We start from the raw sequence: 25231 nt of genomic DNA, 5'->3' as shown, positions 1-25231 counted from the left end.
TGCGCAATGGATTAGAAGAGTGAGAGGCGGTCCATTCATGCCCACCCAAGCAAAGCAACAGAGCATCAGCGGCTTCCAACCCTACGTCGAATCGAAGGGTGAGGAATACATGGGCAAGCCCATGCGCGAACACTTCTCCAAGATCCTGAAGCAGTGGAAACAGGACTTGATGCAAGAGGTTGACCGTACCGTTGACCATATGAAGGACGAAGCGGCCAACTTCCCGGACCCGGCAGACCGTGCCAGCCAGGAAGAAGAGTTCGCGCTTGAACTGCGCGCCCGTGATCGCGAGCGCAAGCTGATCAAGAAGATCGACAAGACCCTGCAACTCATCGAAGACGAAGAGTATGGCTGGTGCGAGTCCTGCGGCGTCGAGATCGGTATTCGCCGCCTGGAGGCGCGTCCTACCGCCGACCTGTGCGTAGACTGCAAGACCTTGGCTGAAATCAAGGAAAAACAGGTCGGCAAGTAATCACTGCCGGGCTGAACAAATGGGGCGTGCGAACGCCCCATTTTTGTTTCTGGCGCTGGGTGGTTTTCCAGTAGTATCCGGCCCATGACTGCCTCCTCCTATATCGGGCGTTTCGCCCCCACGCCCAGCGGACACCTGCACTTCGGTTCCCTGGTCGCTGCCCTCGCCTCCTACCTCGACGCCCGTGCCAATCAAGGCCGCTGGCTGATGCGCATGGAAGACCTCGATCCGCCACGGGAAGAGCCCGGTGCCCAGGCGGCGATCCTCAATGCCCTGGAAAGCTACGGCTTTGAATGGGACGGAGAATTGGTCCGACAAAGCGAGCGGCATGATGCCTACGCCGAAGTGCTCAACCGCCTGTTCAATCACGGCCTGGCCTACGCCTGCACCTGTTCGCGCAAGCAACTGGAGCCCTACAACGGGATTTATCCGGGGCTGTGTCGCAATGCCGGCCACGGCCAGCAAGATGCCGCCATCCGCCTGCGGGTGCCGGAGCTGGAATACCATTTTACCGACCGCGTACAAGGCCAATTCCGACAGCACCTGGGCCGCGACGTAGGCGACTTCATTATCCGCCGCCGTGACGGCCTGTACGCCTACCAACTGGCGGTAGTCCTCGATGATGCCTGGCAAGGTGTGACCGACATCGTGCGTGGCGCCGACCTGCTCGACTCCACGCCACGCCAACTGTACCTGCAAGAATTGCTGGGCCTGCGCCAACCGCGTTACCTGCATGTGCCGCTGATCATCCAGCCGGACGGTAACAAGCTGGGCAAATCCTACCGTTCACCGCCCTTGACCACCGGCCAGGCGACGCCTTTGCTGTTAAGGGCGCTGCGTGCCCTGGGCCAGCCCGCGGGCGACGAGTTGAACCACGCCAGCCCACGGGAACTGCTGGATTGGGGCATTGCACACTGGGATGCCGCACAGATCCCGCGCACACTCACGCTGGCCGAAGCGCAATTGCGCTGAAGGCGCTTGCAGCTTGCGAACCATCCGTTACCATCGCCGCAGTTTTTCAATCAGAGGCCAACATGTACATCTATCGATTGGTCCTGCTGCTGGTCGTCGGGATCTACCTGTTTTCACCCGCCATCATGGATTGGTGGATCGACGCCACAGGCGCCTGGTACCGGCCCTATCTGCTTTGGCTGATTCTGATCGTCGTGACTTTCATCCTGCAGAGCCAAAAAGATGCCGATGAGCTTTAGCCTGACCGAGATGCTGCTGATCAGCGCCGCCTACCTGGCCGCGCTGTTCGGGGTAGCCTGGATCAGTGAGCGTGGAATGATTCCGCGGGCGATCATTCGCCATCCGTTGACCTACACCTTGTCGCTGGGCGTGTACGCCAGCGCCTGGGCGTTTTATGGCACGGTGGGCCTGGCCTATCAGTACGGTTACGGCTTTCTTTCGAGTTATCTCGGGGTGTCCGGGGCGTTTTTGCTGGCGCCGGTGCTGTTGTACCCAATCCTCAAGATCACCCGAACCTATCAGCTGTCGTCCCTGGCTGACCTGTTTGCGTTCCGTTTTCGCAGCACCTGGGCCGGTGCGCTGACCACGATTTTCATGCTGATCGGTGTGCTGCCGTTGCTGGCGTTGCAGATTCAGGCCGTGGCCGACTCCATCAGCATCCTCACCCGTGAGCCGGTGCAACATCGCGTTGCATTGAGCTTTTGCGCACTGATCACCCTGTTCACGATTTTCTTCGGCTCACGGCATATCGCCACCCGTGAGAAACATGAAGGCCTGGTGTTCGCGATCGCGTTTGAATCGGTGATCAAGCTGATCGCCATTGGCGGTGTCGGCCTGTATGCGCTCTACGGCGTCTTCGACGGCCCGCAACAACTGGAGCTGTGGCTGCTGCAAAACCAGACCGCCCTGGCCGCGCTGCACACGCCCTTGCAGGAAGGCCCGTGGCGCACACTGCTGCTGGTGTTTTTCGCGTCGGCCATCGTGATGCCGCACATGTACCACATGACCTTCACCGAAAACCTCAACCCGCGCTCGCTGGTCAGCGCCAGCTGGGGCTTGCCGCTGTTCCTGCTGCTGATGAGCCTGGCCGTGCCGCTGATCCTGTGGGCCGGCCTGAAGCTGGGCGCCACCACCAATCCCGAATACTTCACGCTGGGTGTCGGCATCGCCGCCAACAGCAAGTCGCTGGCGCTGCTGGCGTATGTCGGCGGTTTATCGGCGTCCAGCGGGCTGATCATCGTCAGCACCCTGGCGCTGTCCGGGATGGCGCTCAATCACCTGGTGCTGCCGCTGTATCAGCCGCCGGCCGAAGGCAATATCTACCGCTGGCTGAAATGGACCCGCCGGGCGCTGATCGTCGCGATCATCATGGCCGGCTATGGCTTCTACCTGTTGCTGGGTGCCGAGCAAGACCTCGCCAACCTGGGCATCGTCGCCTTTGTCGCCACGCTGCAGTTCCTGCCGGGCGTGCTGTCGGTGCTGTACTGGCCGACCGCCAACCGCCGCGGGTTTATCGCCGGGTTGCTGGCCGGGATCCTGGTGTGGACCGTGACCATGCTGTTGCCGCTGGTGGGCAACCTGCAGGGCTTCTACATCCCGTTGCTGAACATGATCTACGTGCTGGACGACACCAGTTGGCACATGGCGGCGATTGCTTCGCTGGCGGCCAACGTGCTGATGTTCACCCTGATTTCGCTGTTCACCAACGCCAGCCCCGAAGAAACCAGTGCCGCCGAAGCCTGCGCGGTAGACAACGTACGCCGCCCGCAGCGCCGCGAACTGCACGCCGCCTCGCCCCAGGAATTCGCCACGCAACTGGCCAAGCCGCTGGGCGCAAAGGCCGCGCAAAAAGAAGTCGAGCAGGCCCTGCGCGATCTCTACCTGCCGTTCGATGAGCGCCGGCCTTATGCCCTGCGCCGCCTGCGTGACCGTATCGAAGCCAACCTTTCCGGCTTGATGGGCCCGAGCGTGTCCCAGGACATGGTCGAGACCTTCCTGCCCTACAAGGCCGGCGGCGAAAACTATGTGACCGAAGACATCCACTTCATCGAGAGCCGGCTGGAGGATTACCACTCGCGCCTCACCGGCCTTGCCGCCGAACTCGATGCCCTGCGCCGCTATCACCGCCAGACGCTGCAGGAACTGCCGATGGGCGTCTGTTCCCTGGCCAAGGACCAAGAGATCCTGATGTGGAACAAGGCCATGGAAGAGCTCACCGGCATCGCCGCCCAGCGCGTGGTGGGTTCGCGCCTGAACACCATTGGCGACCCGTGGAAGGAGCTGCTCCAAGGTTTCATCAACCTGCCCGACGAACACTTGCACAAACAGCACCTGGCCCTTGATGGCCAGACCCGCTGGTTGAACCTGCACAAGGCCGCCATCGACGAACCCCTGGCGCCCGGTAACAGCGGCCTGGTGCTGCTGGTGGAAGACCTGACCGAAACCCAGATGCTCGAAGACAAGCTGGTGCACTCCGAGCGCCTGGCCAGCATCGGCCGCCTGGCCGCCGGCGTGGCCCATGAAATCGGCAATCCGATCACCGGTATCGCCTGCCTCGCGCAAAACCTGCGGGAGGAGCGCGAGGAAGACGGCGAAATCATCGAGATCAGCGGGCAGATTCTCGAGCAGACCAAGCGTGTTTCGCGCATCGTGCAGTCGCTGATGAGCTTTGCCCACGCGGGCGCCCATCAGAATCACGACGAAGCGGTGTGCCTGGCCGAAGTCGCCCAGGATGCTATTGGGCTGCTGGCCTTGAACCGGCGCAATTTCGAAGTACAGTTCTTCAACCTGTGCGATCCGGAACACTGGGTCGACGGTGATTCACAACGCCTGGCCCAAGTGCTGATCAACCTGCTGTCCAACGCCCGTGATGCATCCCCGGCCGGCAGCGCAGTACGGGTCAAGAGCGAGGCTTTCGAGCACACGGTCGACTTGATCGTCGAGGACGAAGGCAGCGGCATTCCACAGAACATCATGGATCGATTGTTCGAACCCTTCTTCACCACCAAGGATCCGGGTGAAGGTACCGGTCTGGGCCTTGCACTGGTCTATTCCATCGTTGAAGAGCATTATGGACAAATCACCATCGACAGCCCGGCTGACACCGAAAGCCAACGCGGCACCCGTATTCGGGTGACATTGCCGCGTCATGTCGAAGCGACGTCCGCTGTGAACTGAGACCGTCGAGAGAGTTGAATCAATGCCGCACATTTTGATCGTCGAAGACGAAACCATTATCCGCTCTGCCTTGCGTCGCCTGCTTGAACGTAATCAGTACCAGGTCAGCGAAGCCGGCTCGGTGCAGGAAGCCCAAGAGCGTTTCAGCATTCCCACGTTCGACCTGATCGTCAGTGACCTGCGTTTGCCCGGCGCCCCCGGCACCGAGCTGATCAAGCTCGGCCAAGGCACTCCGGTGCTGATCATGACCAGCTACGCCAGCCTGCGCTCGGCAGTGGACTCGATGAAGATGGGCGCGGTGGACTACATCGCCAAGCCTTTCGACCACGACGAGATGCTCCAGGCCGTGGCGCGCATCCTGCGTGACCGCCAGTCTGCCAGCAGCGCACCGGCTGAACGCCCGGCAGCGGGCAAGGCCGTCAACGGTGCTGAAAAGCCCGGCGTGGATAACAGCAATGGCGAAATCGGCATCATCGGCTCCTGCCCTCCGATGCAGGACCTGTACAGCAAGATCCGCAAAGTGGCGCCAACCGACTCCAATGTATTGATCCAGGGCGAGTCCGGTACCGGTAAAGAACTGGTGGCCCGCGCCCTGCACAACCTGTCCAAGCGTGCCAAGGCACCGATGATCTCGGTGAACTGCGCAGCCATTCCCGAATCGCTGATCGAATCCGAATTGTTCGGCCATGAAAAGGGGGCCTTTACTGGCGCCAGCGCTGGCCGTGCAGGTTTGGTTGAAGCAGCCGACGGTGGCACGTTGTTCCTCGACGAGATTGGCGAACTGCCACTGGAAGCCCAGGCGCGGTTGCTGCGGGTCCTCCAGGAAGGCGAAATCCGCCGGGTCGGCTCGGTACAGTCGCAAAAGGTCGACGTACGCCTGATCGCGGCCACCCACCGTGACCTGAAAAGCCTGGCCAAGATCGGCCAGTTCCGTGAAGACCTTTATTACCGCCTGCACGTAATCGCACTCAAACTGCCGGCCCTGCGTGAGCGCGGCGCTGACGTGAACGAGATCGCTACGGCGTTCCTGGCGCGCCAGAGTGCGCGGATCAACCGTACCGACCTGAAGTTTGCGGCCGATGCCGAACAGGCCATCCGGCACTACTCCTGGCCGGGTAACGTGCGGGAACTGGAGAACGCGGTAGAACGTGCGGTGATTCTGTCGGAGAGCCCGGAAATTTCCGCCGAGCTGCTGGGCATCGATATCGAACTCAGCGACCTGGACGATGATGACTTCATCGGCCTGCCGCCGCAGCAGGGTGGCAGTAACAACAGCCACGAGCCGACGGAAGATTTGTCACTGGAAGATTACTTCCAGCATTTCGTCCTCGAGCACCAGGACCACATGACCGAGACCGAACTGGCGCGCAAACTGGGCGTGAGCCGTAAATGCCTGTGGGAACGGCGCCAGCGCCTGGGTATCCCGCGGCGCAAGACCGGGGTTGCCAGCGAAAGCTGAGTGGGTCGCCCCCACAGGTAACACCCTCAGATGTGAAAAAACTGTTACCGCTGATTTTTCACGTAACAAAAGCCGGGGCTTACGGTAACGAAGCCCCGGCTTTTTTTGGCCCTCGAAAAACCCAAAATCACCTCAAACCCCTTATTTTGCTGGGCCTCGCAAAAGTTGGCACGCACCCTGCTATATGCTTAGTACAAAAACAATAACAAGCAAATGTACAAGACAATAAAAATAAGACGTATCGACTCACGCATAACAAAAACAACACGGCGGAGGCGCAGCTAACTGATTCTTTTGGAGAGGCGTTGCATTTGGGGCTTGCCCCGCAACCAGGCCGAGAACAACAAAAACTGCCCTAAGGCAGAGCCTGAACTGGTTGGATCGTAGATCAGCAACACAGCGACCAAAGCAATCCGTTTGCTCTTGGCTCCCGATTGGGAGTGTCATGAAGGTGAAGCTTCATGGCGAGGGCGATCAACAAAAACAAGAAGCCCGAAACCAATAATAAAAATAGAGCACGCAACTACTTCTGGGGGAGCTTCGGCTCCCCTTGTAGTTTCCGCGATTTGGCGCTTGCCACCCTTCTTTTAAGCTTCTGGCTCAAGCCTTGCAGCTAGTTCCTACACCATCCCCTGACTAAATGCTAGAATCCCCGCCCATCATGCGGTCATTCTTCGTTATGGCCGAACATTCCTTCAAACAGTGCATCCCATGCTGAAGAAGTTGTTCCAGTCATTCCGTTCTCCCTTGCGTCGTACGCAGCACATTCGCAGCACGCCTGAAGTGCTTAACAGCAACCAGCATTCGCTGCAGCGCGCTCAATTCAGCCGTTATGCGGTGAACATCGTCGAACGCCTGCAGAACGCCGGCTACCAGGCTTACCTGGTTGGCGGTTGCGTGCGCGACATGTTGCTCAACATCACCCCCAAGGATTTCGACGTCGCCACCAGCGCCACGCCGGAACAGGTACGTGCCGAATTCCGCAATGCGCGGATCATTGGCCGGCGTTTCAAGTTGGTGCATATCCACTTTGGTCGCGAGATCATCGAGGTCGCGACCTTCCGCGCCAACCACCCGCAAAACGATGAAGAAGAAGACACTAACCAGTCTTCCCGCAATGAAAGCGGACGCATCCTGCGGGACAACGTCTACGGCACCCTGGAGGAAGATGCGCAACGCCGCGACTTCACCATCAATGCCCTGTACTACGACCCGGTCAGCGAGCGCATCCTCGACTACGCCAATGGCGTACACGACATTCGCAACAACTTGCTGCGCCTGATCGGCGACCCGACGCAACGCTACCAGGAAGACCCGGTGCGCATGCTGCGGGCCGTGCGGTTTGCCGCCAAGCTGAACTTTGGCATCGAGAAACACACGGCCGCGCCGATCCGCGACCTTGCACCGATGCTGCGGGAAATCCCCTCGGCCCGGCTGTTCGAAGAGGTGCTCAAGCTGTTCCTCTCCGGCTATGCCGCCGACACCTTCGAAATGCTGGTAGACCTGCAGTTGTTCGACCCACTGTTCCCGGCCAGCGCCGAGGCACTGGAGTACAACCCGACCTACACCCATACGCTGATCAGCGAAGCCTTGATCAACACCGACCTGCGCATCAAGCAGAACAAACCGGTCACCCCGGCGTTCCTGTTTGCTGCCCTGTTGTGGCCAGCGCTTCCAAAACGCGTCATGCGCTTGCAGGACCGCGGCATGCCGGCGATCCCGGCCATGCAGGAGGCGGCCCACGAGCTGATCGCCGAGCAATGCCAGCGCATCGCCATCCCGAAACGCTTCACCATGCCGATCCGCGAGATCTGGGACATGCAGGAGCGCCTGCCACGCCGCAGCGGCAAGCGCGCCGACCTGCTGCTGGACAACCCGCGCTTCCGTGCCGGCTACGACTTCCTGCTGTTGCGCGAAAGCGCCGGCGAGCAGACCGACGGCCTGGGCGAATGGTGGACCGACTACCAGGACGCCAACGACAGCCAGCGCCGCGAGATGATCAAAGAACTCAGCAGCAAAGGTGAAGCCACCGGCGATGGCCCGAAAAAGCGTCGCCGCAGCAGTGGCAGCAAGCGCAAACGCAGCGCTGGCGATACCTCGAGCGCGTCTGGCGAGTAAGCACGTGGAACGTATCTACATCGGCATGGGCAGCAACCTGGCGGCCCCCGAACGACAATTGCGCCAGGCAGCCGATGCTTTGGCGCAATTGCCGAGCACTACGCTGGCGGGCGTCTCGGCCTTCTACCAAAGTGACTCCCTGCTCCCGGGCCAACCGCGCTACACCAACGCGGTCGCAGCCCTGGACAGCGCACTTGCGCCTCTGGAGTTGCTCGATGCACTCCAGGCCATCGAGAACGACCAGGGCCGTGAGCGCCTGGAGCGCTGGGGCCCGCGCACACTCGACCTGGACATTCTGGTATTTGGTGACCGACTGATAGATGAGCCGCGTTTGAAGGTGCCGCACTATCAAATGCACCTGCGGCCGTTTGTGCTTTATCCGCTGGCAGAACTGGCGCCCGCCAACCTGCAACTGGCCGATGGCCGCCCGCTAAGTGACCTGCTGGCTGGCTGCCCGTTTGTCGGCCTGGAACGCCTGCCGGAGGCCTGACACGATCATGTGGGAGCTGGCTTGCCTGCGATGCAGACAACCCGGTGCATCAGGTATGTCGCGGTGATGCAATCGCAGGTAAGCCAGCTCCCACAGTGATCTGCGGCGCCTTTGAATACACCGGTGGACCTGCTGAATCGCATCAGTAACAGCGGTAACACCACCGCCGTAACAATGCGGTAACACATCCAATTGACTTCCAGAGTCCTCCTCACGACTATAGGCGTCCCGCTGCCGCCTACCCGGCGCTAAAGGGCGCAATCCAGGCCTTATAAGCACTGATCCTTAAGAAAGTGCGCCTGTATACACGAAGACTCACGCGCGTTACTCGCTGTTTCCAAGCGCCTGAACGAGGACCCTTTTCATGCCAAACGTTACCCTGAGCACCTTGCAGAGCCTCAAACTCAAAGGTGAAAAAATCACCATGCTGACCAGCTACGACGCCACTTTTGCCCAGGCCAGTTGCCAGGCTGGCGTTGAAGTGCTGCTGGTGGGGGACTCCCTGGGCATGGTCCTGCAAGGGAATGACAGCACTCTGCCGGTCACCACCGATGACATCGCTTACCACACCGCCTGCGTCAAACGCGGTAACGAGGGCGCGTTCATCATTGCCGACCTGCCCTTCATGGCCGACGCCACCATCGAACAGACCCTGACCAACAGTGCTCAACTGATGCGTGCCGGTGCACACATGGTCAAGGTTGAAGGCGCCGCCTGGCTCGCCGAGTCGATCCGCCTGCTGGCTGAACGTGGCGTGCCGGTTTGCGCACACATGGGCCTCACGCCGCAGTCAGTGAATATCCTCGGCGGCTATAAAGTACAAGGCCGCGGCGAAGCCCAGGCGCGCCAGATGCGCGCTGATGCCATTGCCCTTGAGCAGGCCGGCGCCTGCATGATTTTGCTGGAATGCGTGCCGAGCGAATTGGCAGCCGAAATCACCCAGGCAGTCAAAGTCCCGGTGATCGGTATCGGCGCAGGCTCTGCCACTGACGGCCAGGTATTGGTACTGCACGACATGCTGGGCCTGTCCCTCTCCGGCCGCGTGCCCAAGTTCGTGAAGAACTTCATGGCCGGCCAGGACAGCATTCAATCTGCCCTCGCCGCCTACGTCAGCGAAGTCAAAGCCGTTACCTTTCCAGGCGCCGAACACGGATTCTCTGCATGAACACCGTCAAGACCGTGCGCGAACTGCGCGCCGCCGTCGCCCATGCCCGCAATGCGGGCAAACGCGTAGGCTTTGTACCCACCATGGGCAACCTGCACAGCGGCCATGCCACGCTGGTCACCAAGGCCGCGCAACAAGCGGACTTCGTGGTGGCGAGCATCTTCGTCAACCCGCTGCAATTCGGCGCCGGCGAAGACCTGGACAAGTACCCGCGCACGCTCGCGGCTGATCAGGAGAAACTGCTGCAGGCCGGATGCAACCTGCTGTTCGCCCCGACCGTCGACGAGATGTACCCGGACGGCATGGCCGGCCAGACGCGTGTCAGCGTGCCGCAACTGTCCGAAGGCCTGTGCGGCGCCAGCCGTCCCGGGCATTTTGAAGGTGTGGCCACGGTGGTCAGCAAGCTGTTCAACATGGTCCAGCCGGACCTTGCGATCTTTGGCCAGAAGGACTACCAGCAACTGGCAGTGATTCGCGCCATGGTCCATGACCTGAATATGCCGATCCAGATTATCGGCGAGCCCACCGTGCGCGCCGACGATGGCCTGGCGCTGTCGTCGCGCAACGGTTACCTCACCGAGGAACAGCGTGCCATTGCCCCGGTGCTTTACCGCAGCCTCAGCGAGATTGCCGCGGCGATTGAAGGTGGCGACCGCGATTTCGCCAAACTGCGTGCCGCACAGGTTCAGCAGATTGAAGCGGCAGGCTTTCGCATGGATTACCTGGAAGTCCGCCACGGCCTGCACCTGCGCCCGGCAACCGCTGAAGACCGGGACGTAGTGATTCTGGTCGCCGCTTACCTGGGCGCTACCCGGCTGATCGACAACCTGCATTTGCAGCTGAACTGACCCTGCCACATACCCCCGCCTGTTGCACTGCCTGATCGGCCGGTATAAAAAAGTACCGGCCACAGCGCAGACAAAGCCAAGACAGATCGACACGCTAGGTTTAATGTATTCGCCCTACGCTATTGGTTGGCGTCGACCGGAGCCTGTCATCTTCACAAAGACAGCACATTCCCGGCTTTCAAGTGTCCTAAAAGCAGTCCCAGCAATAAAAAAAGGAAACCCGCAGCGATGGCGTACTACCGCACTCCTCATGACGTTACCGCTCTGCCCGCCTGGCAAGCGCTCAATCAACATCGCCAAGCCATGCAGGATTTCAGCATGCGCGAAGCCTTTAATGCCGATCCCCAGCGCTTTAACCAGTTCACCTTGAGCAGCTGCGGACTTTTCCTCGATTACTCGAAAAATCTGATCACCAGCGAAACCCGCGACCTGCTGGTAGGCCTGGCCAAGGAAGTCGATCTTCAGGGCGCGATCAAGTCGCTGTTCAACGGCGAGCCGGTCAACTCTTCCGAAGGCCGCCCGGCGCTGCACACCGCGCTGCGCCGCCCGGTGGGTGACAAGCTGTCGGTCAATGGCGTGAACATCATGCCGGACGTGCACAAGGTGCTGAACCAGATCACTGACCTGGTCGGCCGCATCCACGACGGCCTGTGGCGTGGCTACACCGAGAAGCCGATCACCGACGTGGTGAACATTGGTATCGGTGGCTCGTTCCTCGGCCCGGAGCTGGTGTCTGAAGCTCTGTTGTCCTACGCCCACAAAGGCGTGCGCTGCCATTACCTGGCGAACATCGACGGCAGCGAGTTCCACGAGCTGACCATGAAGCTGCGCGCCGAGACCACGCTGTTCATCGTCTCGTCGAAATCCTTCAACACCCTCGAAACCCTGAAAAACGCCCAGGCCGCCCGCGCCTGGTACCTGGCCCAGGGTGGCTCGGAAGCCGAGCTGTATCGCCACTTTATCGCCGTATCGAGCAACAACGCGGCAGCCGTGGCCTTCGGTATCCGCGAAGAAAACATCTTCCCGATGTGGGACTGGGTTGGCGGTCGTTACTCGTTGTGGTCGGCCATCGGCCTGCCGATCGCCCTGGCCATCGGCATGTCCAACTTCAAGGAACTGCTGTCTGGTGCCTACACCATGGACCAGCACTTCCAGACCGCGCCGTTCGAGGCGAACATGCCGGTGCTGCTGGGCCTGCTGGGCGTGTGGTACGGCAACTTCTGGGGCGCGCAGAGCCACGCGATCCTGCCGTACGACCACTACCTGCGTAACATCACCAAGCACTTGCAACAACTGGACATGGAATCCAACGGCAAGAGCGTGCGCCAGGACGGTACGCCGGTTTCCACCGACACCGGCCCGGTTATCTGGGGCGGCGTAGGCTGCAACGGTCAACACGCTTACCACCAGTTGCTGCACCAGGGTACCCAACTGATCCCGGCCGACTTTATCGTGCCGATCGTCAGCTTCAACCCGGTGTCCGATCACCATCAGTGGCTTTACGCCAACTGCCTGTCCCAAAGCCAGGCGCTGATGCTCGGCAAGACCCGCAGCGAAGCCGAAGCCGAGCTGCGCGACAAAGGCATGGACGAAGCCGAAGTGCAGAAGCTGGCACCGCACAAGGTGATCCCGGGCAATCGCCCAAGCAACACCATTGTGGTTGAGCGCATCAGCCCTCGCCGCCTTGGCGCGCTGGTGGCCATGTATGAGCACAAAGTGTTCGTGCAGAGCGTCATCTGGGGCATCAACGCCTTCGACCAATGGGGCGTGGAGTTGGGCAAGGAGCTGGGCAAAGGCGTCTACAACCGCCTGACCGGTACCGAAGAGCAGCCTGCGGACGATGCGTCCACCCAAGGGCTGATCAACTACTTCCGCGGTCGTCACCGCGGTTGATGGTAACAGCACTACAATGAGGGTCTGAACCTGCGGGAGCGGACCCTTGTAGGAGCTGGCTTGCCAGCCATGCAGACACCTCGGTGAAATTCAATACCGAGGTGATGCAATCGCTGGCAAGCCAGTTCCTGCGAGGGTCGCAAAGCTCCCCTCTTGTCGCAAAAACAAGAATAAGGATCCCTCATGTTCGATATCAGCACCTTCCCCACCGCCGATGCCGTCCGCCGGGCTGCGCAACTCAGTCAAGAGGACTACCAGCGCCTTTACCGCCAATCCGTTGAACAACCCGACACCTTCTGGGCCGAGCAGGCCAAGCGCTTCCTCGACTGGAGCACGCCTTGGCAAACCGTGCACAAATCCGACATCAAGACCGGCGCCGCCCAATGGTTTGCCGGTGGTCAACTGAACGTCAGCTACAACTGCATCGACCGTCACCTGGCCCAACGTGCTGACCAGCCTGCCTTCATCTGGGAAGGCGATGACCCCGCAAAATCTTCCAACATCACCTACCGCCAACTCCACCAAAATGTCAGCCGCCTGGCCAACGTGCTGAAAAGCCGTGGCGTGAAGAAAGGCGACCGGGTGTGCATCTACATGCCGATGATTCCCGAGGCGGTCTACGCGATGCTGGCCTGCACGCGGATCGGCGCGGTGCATTCGGTAGTATTTGGTGGTTTTTCGCCAGACGCCCTGCGCGACCGCATTCTCGACGCCGACTGCCGCACGGTTATCACCGCCGATGAGGGCGTGCGTGGGGGCAAGCCGGTGGCGCTAAAACAGAATGTCGACAAGGCTCTAGCCAGTTGCCCGGACGTCAGCACGGTGCTGGTGGTGCAACGCACCGGTGCGCAAGTCAATTGGACTGAAGGGCGCGACCTCAAATATCAACAGGCCCTGGACGCGGCGAGCGACGACTGCCCGCCCGAGCCGATGGACGCGGAAGACCCGCTGTTTATCCTCTACACCTCCGGCAGCACCGGCAAACCCAAAGGCGTGCTGCACACCACAGGCGGCTACCTGCTGCAAGCGGCGATGACCTTCAAGTACGTGCTCGACTACCGCGACGGCGAAGTGTTCTGGTGCACCGCCGATGTCGGCTGGGTGACCGGCCACAGCTACATCGTCTACGGCCCGCTGGCCAATGGCGCGACCTCGCTGATGTTCGAGGGTGTGCCGAGCTACCCCGACAGCTCACGTTTCTGGCAGGTGATCGACAAACATAAGGTCAACATCTTCTACACCGCGCCCACCGCCTTGCGCGCGCTGATGCGTGAAGGCCATGGCCCGCTGGAAAACACTTCCCGCGCCAGCCTGCGCCTGCTGGGCAGTGTCGGTGAGCCGATCAACCCGGAAGCCTGGGATTGGTACTTCAACGCGGTCGGCGAACAACGCTGCCCGATTGTCGACACCTGGTGGCAGACCGAAACCGGCGGCATCATGCTCAGTCCGCTGGTCAGCGCCCAACGGATCAAACCCGGCTGCGCGACCCAGCCAATGTTTGGCGTAGTGCCGGTGCTGCTCGACGAGCAAGGCAAGGAAATCAGTGGCGCCGGCAGCGGCGTGCTGGCGATCAAATCCAGCTGGCCGGGGCAAATCCGCAGCGTGTACGGCGACCCGCAGCGGATGATCGACACCTATTTCAAACCCTATCCCGGCTACTACTTCACCGGCGACGGCGCGCGGCGGGACGAGGACGGGGACTACTGGATCACCGGGCGCATCGACGATGTGATCAACGTGTCGGGACACCGCATCGGCACCGCCGAGGTGGAAAGCGCGCTGGTGCTGCATGATCAGGTCGCCGAAGCCGCCGTGGTGGGTTATCCCCACGACGTCAAAGGCCAGGGTATCTATGCCTTTGTCACGCCAATGAACGGCGTCGAGCCCAACGATACGTTGAAAAAGCATCTGCTGGACCTGGTGAGCAAGGAAATCGGCAGTTTCGCCAAGCCCGAGCTGATTCAATGGGCGCCGGCCTTGCCGAAAACCCGCTCAGGCAAGATCATGCGGCGGATTTTGCGCAAGATTGCCTGCAACGAACTGGACAGCCTGGGAGATACTTCCACCCTCGCCGACCCGAGCGTGGTGGACGGTTTGATCGACAAGCGCCTCAACCGATAGGAACCCATGGAATTCATTCGCAGCCGCATCGAAAACCAGTTGATGAGCCTCACCGGCTTATCGCTCGGCCAACTCGACCTGGAAAACCCCAAGGGCGACCCAGGTCTGTTTGGGCCGAACTCGGTGAGCTGGAAGGTCCATGGCGACTTCAGCAGCATGTTGATCGGCGGCATCAGCGCGCTGATGTTGCAGGCGTTGCACCCGCTGGCGTTGGCTGGCGTTTGGGACCACTCGAACTTTCGCCAGGACATGCTCGGTCGCTTGCGACGCACCTCGCAGTTTATTTCCGGGACCACCTTTGGTTCACGGCGTGACGCCGAATGGCTGATCGAGAAAGTGCGCACCATTCACCTGCAAGTAGTCGGGCATGCGCCCGATGGGCGCCCGTATGCCGCCAGCGACCCCGAGCTGCTGACCTGGGTGCATGTGGCGGAGGTCAGCAATTTTCTCGCCGCCCACCTGCGTTATCGCAACCCGGATTTATCGCCCAGGGATCAGGATCGCTATTACAGCGAAATCGCCTTGGTGGCCGAGCAACTGGGCGCGCGCCATGTGCCGCGTTCGCGCCAGGAAATTTCCGATTACCTTGAGCGTATTCGTCCGCAACTGCTGTGTGATGAACGCAGCCACGAAGTCCTGCGCCTGCTACTCAATGCGCCATCTCCCAGCGCCCTGGCCAAGCCATTTGGCTCATTGATGATGCAGGCGGGTATCGACCTGCTGCCGGACTGGGCCAGCGACATGCTCGAGCAGAAGCAACGCCCCCTCCAACGCCAGATGATCCGCGCCGGGGTCAAGCGCAGTGCACCCTTGTTACGCTGGGCCATGCGCAACGGTTCGGTGCAGCGGGCCCACAGGCGAATGGGCCTGCTGGAGCCATAACTGTTAAACTCCCGCGCCCCAATGACTCTGCAAGGCGCGCACTATGTCTTCCTTGAAACAGGCGCTGCGCGCCGCCCTCGATCATCGCCAGGACCTGCTCGCCGAGCTGCACGCACAAGGCACCGATTGCTATCGCCTGTTCCACGGCAGCCAGGAAGGCGCCGGCGGCCTGACTATCGACCGCTATGGCCCGCAACTGCTGGTGCAGAGTTTTCACCAGTCGCTGGAAAGTGACGACCTGTTGCAGCTGCACCAAGCGATCAACCAGCACTTGGGGCTGGAACTGCTGCTGGTCTATAACGACCGCTCCCGGGGCAACTCGCGCATCGACCGTGAAGACACGGTGTACCGCGCGGAACCTGCCGCCCTGGAAGACTTGATCGGCCATGAATGGGGCCTCAATTACCGCGTGCGTGGTCGGCATGCCGGCCAGGACCCGCTGCTTTTCCTCGACCTGCGCAACACTCGCGGCTGGGTCAAGGCACACAGTGCCGGCAAGAGCGTGCTGAACCTGTTCGCCTATACCTGCGGCGTAGGCCTGAGCGCGGCGGCCGGCGGCGCCCGTGAGGTGTGCAACCTGGACTTTGCCGAGGGCAACCTGGCGGTCGGTCGCGAAAACGGTCAGTTGAACCCGCAATTGCCGACGATGGAATTTGTGCAGTCAGACTATTTCCCGGCTATCCGCCAACTGGCCGGCCTGCCCATCAGCCAGCGCCGCGGGCAAAAACTGCCGAGTTATCCGCGCCTGGATCAACGCCAATACGACCTGGTGCTGCTCGACCCGCCAGCCTGGGCCAAGAGCGCCTTCGGCACCGTCGACCTGCTGCGCGACTACCAGAGCCTGCTCAAGCCAGCACTGCTGGCGACTGCCGATAACGGCGTGCTGATCTGCTGCAACAACCTCGCAAGAGTCAGCATGGACGACTGGCGTGACCAGGTACTGCGCTGCGCCGAAAAGGCCGGGCGCCCGGTACGCGACTGGCAGGCCATGACACCCGGAGCAGACTTCCCGTCGCAAGACCAGCAGCCCCCGCTGAAGACCCTGATCCTGCAGCTGTAAGACTTGTCCCAAAAGGGCCTGGTCGCGGTAATAAAGGCCCGGTGCTTCGGAACCGTAAACCCGTGCCATACTCCAAGGCACTCTTGATCGACATAGATGGCGTCACATATGCCCAAAGGATTGATTCGCGCCGCTGGCGCCTTGCTGACCGCCCTTGCCCTGTACAGTTTGCTGGGCTTTCTTATTCTCCCCGGCATTGCCCTTCGCGTGGCCAACCAACAGTTGGCCAATTACGCCACCGTGCCGGCGCATATCCAGCGTATCGAGCTCAACCCGTTCAGCCTCGAATTGACCGTGTGGGGCCTGAATATCGGTGAGCCCGGCAAGGAGCAAGTGGGCTTTGAACGCCTCTATGCCAACCTGCAACTCGACAGCCTGTGGACCCGCGCCCTGCACCTGGCGGACGTACAACTCGACAAGCCGAAGACCGAGCTGCTGTTCGACAAATCCGGCCAGCTAAACCTGGCGCAACTGTTCAAATTGCCCGCCAGCGAGCCGACGCCAACCGATCCGAACGCCAAGCCGTTCCCGCTGCGCATCGATAACATCAAGCTGGCGGGCGGTTATGTGCACTTCCAGGATTTGCGCCCCAGTGAGCCGATCGAGTTTCTCTACGACAAACTGGATTTCGAGCTGAAGAACCTCAGCACGTTGCCCGAAGACAACGCTGATATGACGCTGGTTGCGGCCGGGCCCGAAGGTGGCCAGATCGACTGGACCGGCAACTTCAGCCTCATCCCGATTGCCTCCGAAGGCAAACTCAAGGTTACCGACGGCAAGATGAAAGTCTGGTGGCCCTATGTGCGTGACGCGGTGCCTCTGGTACTCGACGACGGCGTCCTCAACTTCAGCACCGACTACAAGTTGAGCCTGGCCAAGGAAACCGAGCTTAACCTGACCAACGTCACCTTGAGCGTCGCGCCGTTCGCGATCAAGACGCCGGATGGCCGGCCATTGGCCCGCCTGGAACGCCTGGACGTCAGTGACACCTCCGTGGACCTGGCCAAACAGCAGGTGATTGTCGGCAAGATTCGCAGCAACAAGCTCGAAACCTGGGCCGCCCTTGAAGCAGACGGCCAGCTCGACTGGCAGAAACTGTTCGCCAGCCAACCGAGCAAGCCGGCAGCCGCGCCCGAACCGGCTACCGCACCCGCCACCGCCGACTCGCCAAAACCGGCGCCGCCAGCCCCGAGCAAGCCTTGGCAAGTGCTGCTCAAGGACGTGCAACTGCGCGACTACCAAGTGCACCTGGCTGACCGCTCGGCTAAACCGGCAGTCGCCCTGGAAGTCGGCCCGCTGAACCTGGACCTGCAGGATTTCGATAGCCTCAACCAGAGCCCGTTTACCCTCAAGCTCGATACTGGGGTAGGCAAACAAGGCAAGCTGCAGGCAACCGGCCAGGTCAACTTGAACCCGGTTACCGCCAAGCTGAAAGTGGATACCAAGGACATCGACCTGCGCGTTGCCCAATCTTATATCAGCCCGTTTATCCGCCTGGAACTGCGTAGCGGCATGCTGGGGAGCAACCTCGACGTCAACCTGAAAAGCACCGAGCCCCTGGCGTTCCAGGTAACTGGCCGGGCGCAGGTCGACCAGTTGCACACCCTGGACACCATGAAGACCCGCGACTTCCTCAAGTGGCAGCGGTTGGTGCTCGAAGGCGTGAATTATCAACACGGCGACAGCCTGTCGATCGACAAGGTCAACCTGCTGCAACCCTATGCGCGCTTCATGATCAACGACGACCGCACCACCAACATCGATGACCTGCTGATTCCGCAGCCGGCAAACGGCGCCAGTAAGCCCGCTGCAAAACCTGTGGCTGGCAAAGAAAAGCCGCTGGGCATTCACATTGGTCAAATTGCGATCAACGACGGCTCGGCCAACTTCGCCGACTTCAGCCTGACCCCGAACTTCGCCACGGCCATCCAACAGCTCAACGGCCAGATTGGCACCATCGACAGTCGCCAGGCCAAACCGGCGACCGTCGACGTGAAGGGCAAGGTCGACCGTTACGCGCCAGTCACCATCAAGGGCAGCGTGAACCCGTTTGACCCGATGGCGGCGCTGGACATCGCCACCAGCTTCAAGCGTGTCGAACTGACCACGCTGACGCCGTACTCGGGCAAGTTCGCCGGGTTCCGCATCCGCAAGGGCCGACTCAACCTCGACCTGCATTACGTCATCACCAAGGGCCAGTTGAAGGCCGAGAACAAGGTGGTGGTTGAGCAACTGCAACTGGGCGAAAAGGTTGACAGTGCCGACGCCGTGGACCTGCCAATTCGCCTGGCGATTGCCCTGCTCAAAGACAGCGACGGCAAGATCTCCATTGAGCTGCCGGTGACCGGCGACTTGAACAACCCGCAATTCAGCGTGATGCCGATTGTATGGCAGACGCTGCGTAACCTGGTGGTGCGTGCAGCCACGGCGCCGTTCAAGTTTATCGGCGGGCTGATTAGCGGTGGTGGTGCGCAAGACCTCGGCAACGTGTCTTTCGCCGCGGGTTCCAGCGATCTGAGCAAGGACTCCGAGTCGGCACTGGACAGCCTGGCCAAGGCGCTCAAAGAACGCCCCGCCCTGCGCCTGGAAATCGAAGGTACCGCCGCCGCCAGCAGTGACGGCCCGCTTTTGGCCGCACAGCGACTGGAACGCGAATACCAGTACAACTACTACAAGATCTTGCAGCGCCGTGGCGATAAAGTCCCGGCCCAGGCGTCGCTGCTTGCTGTCCCGGAAAAAGAAAAGGCTCCGCTGCTGGAAGGCATCTACCGCACCCGCCTCAAACTGCAGCCGCCGCCCGAGTGGAAAGACCTCAGCAGCGATGACCGCACTGCCAAGCTGCGAGACGGTGTGATCAAGTTCTGGAGCGCCAGTGACGTGCTGCTGCGCCAACTGGGCCAGGACCGCGCCAGCGCGATCAAGGACTACCTGGTGGACAAGGGGAAACTCGAAGACGACCGGGTTTACTTTATCGACGCCAACCTCGGTGAAGCGCAGAAAGATGGCCGGGTGGTGACACCGATGCATCTGGACGCCGAATAAACCGGCACCCGCTGAACATCTGTGGCGAGGGGGCTTGTCCCTCGTTGGGCTGCGTAGCGGCCCCAATGAGGGCGTCGCGGTCATTCAGGCGGATCACCGTCGTCATACCAAGGGGCCGCTACGCAGCCCAACGGGGGGCAAGCCCCTCGCCACAAGAGCCTCTGACCTCCCCACTTTTCTACCCACAATAGAACAGGCCCCGGCACAAGTGCCGGGGCCTGTAATGACCACATCCGTGTGGCCGGTCGCATGAACCTGTGAGGTGCATTGAGCGGATGTCTAGACTCGCTCGTGGCCGCCTCTGCCTAGTTCAGGCGATTCGTTAAGCGTTACTCTGCTTGCAGGCCAGCAGCCGAAACAGATTTAACGCCTTTGATTTTCTTGGCGATATTCACCGCGGTAGTTTTCTGAGCTTCAGTGACCGCTACGGTCGAAGACAGGGAAACTACGCCTTTGTTGGTTTCGACCTTAATGTCGGTACCAGGAATGCCTTTCTCGGTTACCAGGTCAGCTTTCACTTTGGTGGTGATCCAAGTGTCCGAGGTGGACTCTTTGGCGCCAGCTGCTGCGCTTTTGGTTTTGTCGACGTTATCAGCTTTAGTTGCACCGCCGGCCATCAGGCCGTCAGCCGAAACCGCGGTCACGCCTTTGATTTTCTTGGTGATTGCTACAGCAGTAGCTTTTTGCGAATCGGAGATAGCGACTGTCGAGGACAGGGAAACCACGCCTTTGTTGGTTTCAACCTTGATGTCCGAACCAGGAATGCCTTTCTCGGTCAGCAGGTCGGATTTAACCTTGGTGGTGATCCAGGTATCCGAAACGCTTTCTTTAGCCTTGGTGGCTTCACCAGCCGCCAGGGTCATTGGAGCTTGGGAAGTCTGAGCAAAGGCCACGTTAGCACCCATGGCCAGGGTCAGAGCGGTAGCAGTAGCGAGAGCGAACTTCTTCATACGAGTAACTCCTGTTTTATTAAAAATCTGCAGTGTGTGAACCTTGATGCTGCAGCGTTAACAGGGTTATTGCAGGCAGTGTGCCAAGACCCAAAACCAAATAAAATCCTTTTAAAACAACATGTTATAGAATCAGCTGATTTTCGGAATCGTGCAACTTGCATGAACCGGACTGTGCCTGCATGCAAGTTGCGGCTTTAGGGGCCTGGTAAGCACCTGATTTCCCGACACTTTCCGGCAGGCATAAAAAAGGACTCCGAAGAGTCCTTTTTTCAGCGTGCAGCAACGGGGTGATTAAACGCCCGAAGCCTTGGCTGCTGCTACGTCCTTGATGGACAGCTTGATACGGCCGCGGTTATCCACGTCCAGTACCAGCACTTCCACTTCCTGGCCTTCTTTCAGAATGTCGGTCACTTTCTCAACGCGAGCGTCGCTCAACATGGAGATGTGCACCAGACCGTCTTTGCCTGGCAGGATGTTGACGAATGCGCCGAAGTCGACGATGCGCTCAACCTTACCGACGTAGATCTTGCCAATCTCGGCTTCAGCGGTGATGCCCAGAACGCGCTGACGTGCTGCTTCAGCTGCTTCCTTGGTTTCGCCGAAGATCTTGATCGAGCCGTCGTCTTCGATGTCGATCGAAGCCTTGGTCTCTTCACAGATCGCACGAATGGTCGCGCCGCCTTTACCGATAACATCACGGATTTTGTCGGTGTCGATTTTCATCGCGATCATGGTCGGAGCATTTTCCGACAGCTCGGTACGCGACTGACCAATGATCACGTTCATCTGGCCGAGGATGTTCAGGCGCGCTTCCAGGGCTTGGCCCAGAGCGATTTCCATGATCTCTTCGGTGATGCCTTTGATCTTGATGTCCATCTGCAGCGCGGTAACACCTTTGGCGGTACCGGCTACTTTGAAGTCCATGTCGCCCAAGTGGTCTTCGTCACCCAGGATGTCGGTCAGGATGGCGAACTTCTCGCCTTCTTTAACCAGGCCCATGGCGATACCGGCAACCGGTGCCTTCATCGGCACACCGGCGTCCATCAGGGCCAGGGAAGCACCGCAGACCGAAGCCATGGAGCTGGAACCGTTGGACTCGGTGATTTCCGACACAACACGAATGGTGTACGGGAACACGTCGGCGGCAGGCAGCATGGCAGCGATCGAACGACGGGCCAGGCGGCCGTGACCGATTTCGCGACGACCAGCACCACCCATGCGACCACACTCACCTACCGAGAACGGAGGGAAGTTGTAGTGCAGCATGAACGGGTCTTTTTTCTCGCCTTCCAGGGTGTCCAACAGCTGTGCGTCACGGGCAGTACCCAGTGTTGCAACTACCAGAGCCTGGGTTTCGCCACGGGTGAACAGGGCCGAACCGTGGGTTTTTGGCAGAACGCCGACTTCGATGTTCAGCGGACGTACGGTCTTGGTGTCGCGGCCGTCGATACGTGGCTTGCCGTTAACGATGTTTTCGCGAACGGTGCGGTATTCGATTTCGCCGAACGCTGCTTTGACTTCGCTGGACGAAGGCTGGCCTTCTTCACCGGACAGTTTGGCAACAACCTGGTCTTTCAACTCACCCAGGCGAGCGTAACGGTCGGCCTTGATGGTGATGGTGTAAGCCTGGGAGATCGCGTCGCCGAACTCGGCACGGATCGCGCCCAGCAGAGCAGTCGCTTCAGGCTGTGGAGCCCAGGTCCAGGTTGGCTTGGCAGCTTCGGCGGCCAGTTCTTTAACGGCGTTGATCACAACCTGGAACTCGTCGTGAGCAAACAGTACCGCGCCCAGCATCTGGTCTTCGGTCAGCTCTTTGGCTTCCGATTCAACCATCAATACGGCTTCCGAAGTACCGGCAACGACCATGTCCAGGCTCGAAGCTTTCTGTTGTTCGTAAGTCGGGTTCAGCAGGTAGCCGGTGCTTTCGTGGAATGCCACGCGAGCGGCGCCGATCGGGCCATCGAAAGGAATACCGGAGATGGCCAGGGCAGCCGAGGTACCGATCATCGCAGCGATGTCCGGATCGGTCTTCTTGCTGGTGGAAACGACGGTGCAGACAACCTGCACTTCGTTCATGAAGCCTTCTGGGAACAGCGGACGGATCGGACGGTCGATCAGTCGGGAAGTCAGGGTTTCTTTCTCGGAAGGACGGCCTTCGCGCTTGAAGAAACCACCAGGGATCTTACCGGCAGCGTAAGTCTTTTCCTGGTAGTGAACGGAAAGAGGGAAGAAGCCTTTGCTTGGGTCAGCGGTCTTGGCGCCTACAACGGTCACCAATACGGTGACGTCGTCGTCAACGGTGACCAGCACTGCGCCGGAGGCTTGACGGGCGATACGGCCTGTCTCGAGGGTAACGGTCGATTGACCGAACTGGAATTTTTTGATAACCGGGTTCACGGTGTCCTACCTTCTTTGTGGCTCTTGGGGAACTTGTCTTCTTGCGAAATTCTTGGGCAATGTCGGGAATCGGCCCAACGCCTGTCCAGGGTAAAACGTGTATCCAGATAAAACTTGAGGCTGGAAGCCTGCCATGGGCCAGCGGGAAACCCACTGGCACACGACAGCCAACCAACCTCTAGCGCAATCGCTTATTAGCGACGCAGACCCAGGCGACCGATCAGAGTCTGATAACGACCCAGATCCTTGCCTTTCAGGTAATCCAGCAGCTTACGACGCTGGTTTACCATGCGGATCAGACCACGACGGGAGTGGTGATCTTTACCGTTGGCCTTGAAGTGACCTTGCAGCTTGTTGATGTTGTGGGTCAGCAGTGCAACTTGCACTTCTGGCGAACCAGTGTCACCAACAGCTTGCTGGTAGTCAGCTACGATTTGAGCTTTTTCTTGAACGTCGAGAGCCATGAGGCAATCCTTTTTTCAGGAAACCACCCAAAGGGCGGTTTCAACAGGCCAGGGACAAATCCCTGTATCTAAAAATGAGTAGTGACCATGCCTGCTAACAGCCACCCTCGTTCCAGTTTGCGTAAAAGCTACTGCGCTCGGTAATCCTGCGTCAAAAACAGGCTCGGAATGCTCATTAACAGCAGTTAACTCCGCCTCCTCGCCTGTTTTTTCCTTGTCTTACCTTCGCTCGCTACGCTTTTACCACAAACTGGTTTCGGTCATTCTGACCGAATCAGTCGACGCGGCGCGATGCGCCCGTCTTCGCTCACTTCACCGATACCGATAAAGCGACCGTTGTGATCTTGTACTCGCACCATGCCGAACTTCGGCGCATCCGGCGCGCGTACCGGTTGGCCGTTAAGCCAGTAGAACGCGCTGTGCTCCGAGAAGTGCAGCAATGGCCAATCCAGCAAACCGCTGTCCGATGGCATCAGGAAGCGATCTACCGCCTCGTTGCCGCCTTCGGCATGTACTGCTTCCAGCTCTTCCAGCGTGACCGTCTGGGCCAGGGTGAAAGGGCCGGCCTGGGTACGCCGCAGCTCTGCAACGTATGCGCCACAGCCCAGTTGCTCACCGATATCTTCCACGAGGGTACGGATATAGGTGCCTTTGCTGCAGTCCACTGCCAACCGGGCAGTGTCGCCTTCAGCGGCGAGCAATTCCAAGCGCGCAATAGTAACAGAACGCGGTTCGCGCTCCACCACTTCACCTGCACGTGCCAGCTTGTAAAGAGGCTGGCCATCACGCTTGAGGGCCGAGTACATCGGCGGTATCTGACTGATTTGCCCACGAAAAGCGGGCAACGCAGCTTCGATATCAGCACGACCAACGGTCACGTCGCGAACCTGCAAAACATCACCTTCGGCGTCGGCCGTGGTGGTGGTCTTGCCCAGTTGCATCAGGGTTTCGTAACCCTTGTCGGAATCGAGCAGGTATTGCGAAAACTTGGTGGCCTCGCCAAAGCACAACGGCAATACGCCAGTGGCCAAGGGGTCGAGGCTGCCGGTGTGCCCTGCCTTCTCGGCATTGAGCAGCCAGCGAACCTTCTGCAACGCCGCATTGGAGGTAAAGCCAATGGGTTTGTCGAGCAGAATGATGCCGCTGACGTTACGACGGATACGTTTGACCTGAGCCACCGACTACTCCTTGGCGTCTTCAGGCGTGGCGGATTCCGGGTGCTGATTGTCTTCAGCCACGGCCCGCTCGATCAGTGCCGACAGGTGCGCGCCACGCACGACGCTTTCGTCGTAGTGGAAGTGCAACTGCGGAACGCTGCGCAGCTTCATTTCACGGGCCAACTGCATGCGCAGGAAGCCTGCGGCAGAGTTGAGCACCTTGATGCTTTGCGCGATTTCTTCGCTGTTGTCCTGGCCCATCACGGTGATGAAGATCTTGGCGTGACCAACGTCACGGCTCACTTCAACGGCGGTGATGGTGACCAGGCCAACACGTGGGTCTTTTACTTCACGACGGATCAGTTGTGCCAGCTCACGCTGCATCTGATCGCCGATACGCTGGGTACGGCTGTATTCTTTTGCCATGTCTTGTTACCTGTTACTGCCACACGGTGAAACCCGTGGGGTCTGAAAGCGGCAAACGCCCGGCCTGACAAAAGCCAGACCGGGCGTTGCGTTTAGAGTCCGAACACGGCGCCTGGCATTTGCATGCCCGGGCGC

At 59.9% G+C, this 25231-nt stretch carries 19 protein-coding genes; 14 read left to right on the top strand and 5 right to left on the bottom strand.

Translation table 11 applies throughout. The features are described 5' to 3' along the window. Positions 1 to 37 precede the first annotated feature (37 nt). From dksA to RGV33_RS03960, 14 genes are all read left to right on the top strand, one after another. Positions 38 to 472, top strand: coding sequence for an RNA polymerase-binding protein DksA (gene dksA, locus RGV33_RS04025; protein WP_010174401.1), 435 nt, complete (start codon positions 38 to 40; stop codon positions 470 to 472). An 84-nt stretch (positions 473 to 556) separates the two neighbouring features. Continuing rightward, on the top strand, positions 557 to 1444 hold the full coding sequence (gene gluQRS / locus RGV33_RS04020; RefSeq protein ID WP_322143180.1) for a tRNA glutamyl-Q(34) synthetase GluQRS: 888 nt from the start codon (positions 557 to 559) through the stop codon (positions 1442 to 1444). 62 nt (positions 1445 to 1506) lie between these two features. Next, complete coding sequence (locus RGV33_RS04015) at positions 1507 to 1683, top strand: hypothetical protein (RefSeq protein ID WP_003176118.1); 177 nt, start codon at positions 1507 to 1509, stop codon at positions 1681 to 1683. After that, the gene (locus RGV33_RS04010) at positions 1667 to 4621 is read left to right on the top strand and encodes a sensor histidine kinase (RefSeq protein WP_023659379.1); all 2955 of its coding nucleotides are present in this window, start codon (positions 1667 to 1669) and stop codon (positions 4619 to 4621) included. The genes RGV33_RS04015 and RGV33_RS04010 overlap by 17 nt, the downstream gene beginning before the upstream one ends. Positions 4622 to 4643: 22 nt before the next feature. Continuing rightward, positions 4644 to 6080 carry a sigma-54-dependent transcriptional regulator gene (locus tag RGV33_RS04005; protein WP_010174370.1) on the top strand — a complete coding sequence of 479 codons (1437 nt, stop codon included), beginning with the start codon at positions 4644 to 4646 and terminating at the stop codon, positions 6078 to 6080. A 711-nt stretch (positions 6081 to 6791) separates the two neighbouring features. Next, on the top strand, positions 6792 to 8198 hold the full coding sequence (locus tag RGV33_RS04000; protein WP_322143179.1) for a polynucleotide adenylyltransferase PcnB: 1407 nt from the start codon (positions 6792 to 6794) through the stop codon (positions 8196 to 8198). Between the two features lie 4 nt (positions 8199 to 8202). Further along, positions 8203 to 8688, top strand: coding sequence for a 2-amino-4-hydroxy-6-hydroxymethyldihydropteridine diphosphokinase (gene folK / locus RGV33_RS03995; RefSeq protein WP_322143178.1), 486 nt, complete (start codon positions 8203 to 8205; stop codon positions 8686 to 8688). A gap of 364 nt (positions 8689 to 9052) precedes the next feature. Further along, complete coding sequence (panB, locus tag RGV33_RS03990) at positions 9053 to 9853, top strand: 3-methyl-2-oxobutanoate hydroxymethyltransferase (RefSeq protein WP_322143177.1); 801 nt, start codon at positions 9053 to 9055, stop codon at positions 9851 to 9853. Next, positions 9850 to 10701 (top strand): pantoate--beta-alanine ligase, encoded by an 852-nt coding sequence (gene panC, locus RGV33_RS03985; RefSeq protein WP_322143176.1) that lies wholly within the window; start codon positions 9850 to 9852, stop codon positions 10699 to 10701. The genes panB and panC overlap by 4 nt, the downstream gene beginning before the upstream one ends. 228 nt (positions 10702 to 10929) lie before the next feature. Further along, on the top strand, positions 10930 to 12594 hold the full coding sequence (pgi, locus tag RGV33_RS03980; RefSeq protein ID WP_322143175.1) for a glucose-6-phosphate isomerase: 1665 nt from the start codon (positions 10930 to 10932) through the stop codon (positions 12592 to 12594). A 183-nt stretch (positions 12595 to 12777) separates the two neighbouring features. After that, positions 12778 to 14715, top strand: coding sequence for an acetate--CoA ligase (gene acs, locus RGV33_RS03975; protein WP_322143174.1), 1938 nt, complete (start codon positions 12778 to 12780; stop codon positions 14713 to 14715). 6 nt (positions 14716 to 14721) lie between these two features. Then, complete coding sequence (locus RGV33_RS03970) at positions 14722 to 15597, top strand: oxygenase MpaB family protein (RefSeq protein ID WP_322143173.1); 876 nt, start codon at positions 14722 to 14724, stop codon at positions 15595 to 15597. Between the two features lie 43 nt (positions 15598 to 15640). Continuing rightward, positions 15641 to 16657 (top strand): class I SAM-dependent rRNA methyltransferase, encoded by a 1017-nt coding sequence (locus tag RGV33_RS03965; protein WP_322143172.1) that lies wholly within the window; start codon positions 15641 to 15643, stop codon positions 16655 to 16657. A 108-nt stretch (positions 16658 to 16765) separates the two neighbouring features. Beyond that, positions 16766 to 19699 carry a DUF748 domain-containing protein gene (locus RGV33_RS03960; RefSeq protein WP_322143171.1) on the top strand — a complete coding sequence of 978 codons (2934 nt, stop codon included), beginning with the start codon at positions 16766 to 16768 and terminating at the stop codon, positions 19697 to 19699. A gap of 329 nt (positions 19700 to 20028) precedes the next feature. On the opposite strand, the gene RGV33_RS03955 is transcribed toward RGV33_RS03960, so the two are convergent. The 5 genes from RGV33_RS03955 to rbfA all read right to left on the bottom strand — a co-directional run bounded on the left by RGV33_RS03955 (position 20029) and on the right by rbfA (position 25096). Further along, positions 20029 to 20649 (bottom strand): BON domain-containing protein, encoded by a 621-nt coding sequence (locus RGV33_RS03955; protein ID WP_322143170.1) that lies wholly within the window; start codon positions 20647 to 20649, stop codon positions 20029 to 20031. Positions 20650 to 20943: 294 nt separating this feature from the next. After that, entirely contained in the window at positions 20944 to 23049 is a 2106-nt protein-coding gene (gene pnp / locus RGV33_RS03950; protein WP_322143169.1) for a polyribonucleotide nucleotidyltransferase, read from the bottom strand. Positions 23050 to 23243: 194 nt separating this feature from the next. Then, positions 23244 to 23513, bottom strand: a complete 270-nt coding sequence (rpsO, locus tag RGV33_RS03945; protein WP_003177875.1) for a 30S ribosomal protein S15 — start codon at positions 23511 to 23513, stop codon at positions 23244 to 23246. A gap of 260 nt (positions 23514 to 23773) precedes the next feature. After that, on the bottom strand, positions 23774 to 24691 hold the full coding sequence (gene truB, locus RGV33_RS03940) for a tRNA pseudouridine(55) synthase TruB (protein WP_177089466.1): 918 nt from the start codon (positions 24689 to 24691) through the stop codon (positions 23774 to 23776). Between the two features lie 3 nt (positions 24692 to 24694). Next, positions 24695 to 25096 carry a 30S ribosome-binding factor RbfA gene (gene rbfA / locus RGV33_RS03935; protein WP_003212184.1) on the bottom strand — a complete coding sequence of 134 codons (402 nt, stop codon included), beginning with the start codon at positions 25094 to 25096 and terminating at the stop codon, positions 24695 to 24697. Positions 25097 to 25231: the final 135 nt, after the last annotated feature.

Source organism: Pseudomonas sp. Bout1, from assembly GCF_034314165.1.
Lineage (GTDB): Bacteria > Pseudomonadota > Gammaproteobacteria > Pseudomonadales > Pseudomonadaceae > Aquipseudomonas.
The sequence above is the reverse complement of the archived record's forward strand: the minus strand, read 5'-3'. Positions and strand labels throughout refer to the sequence as shown.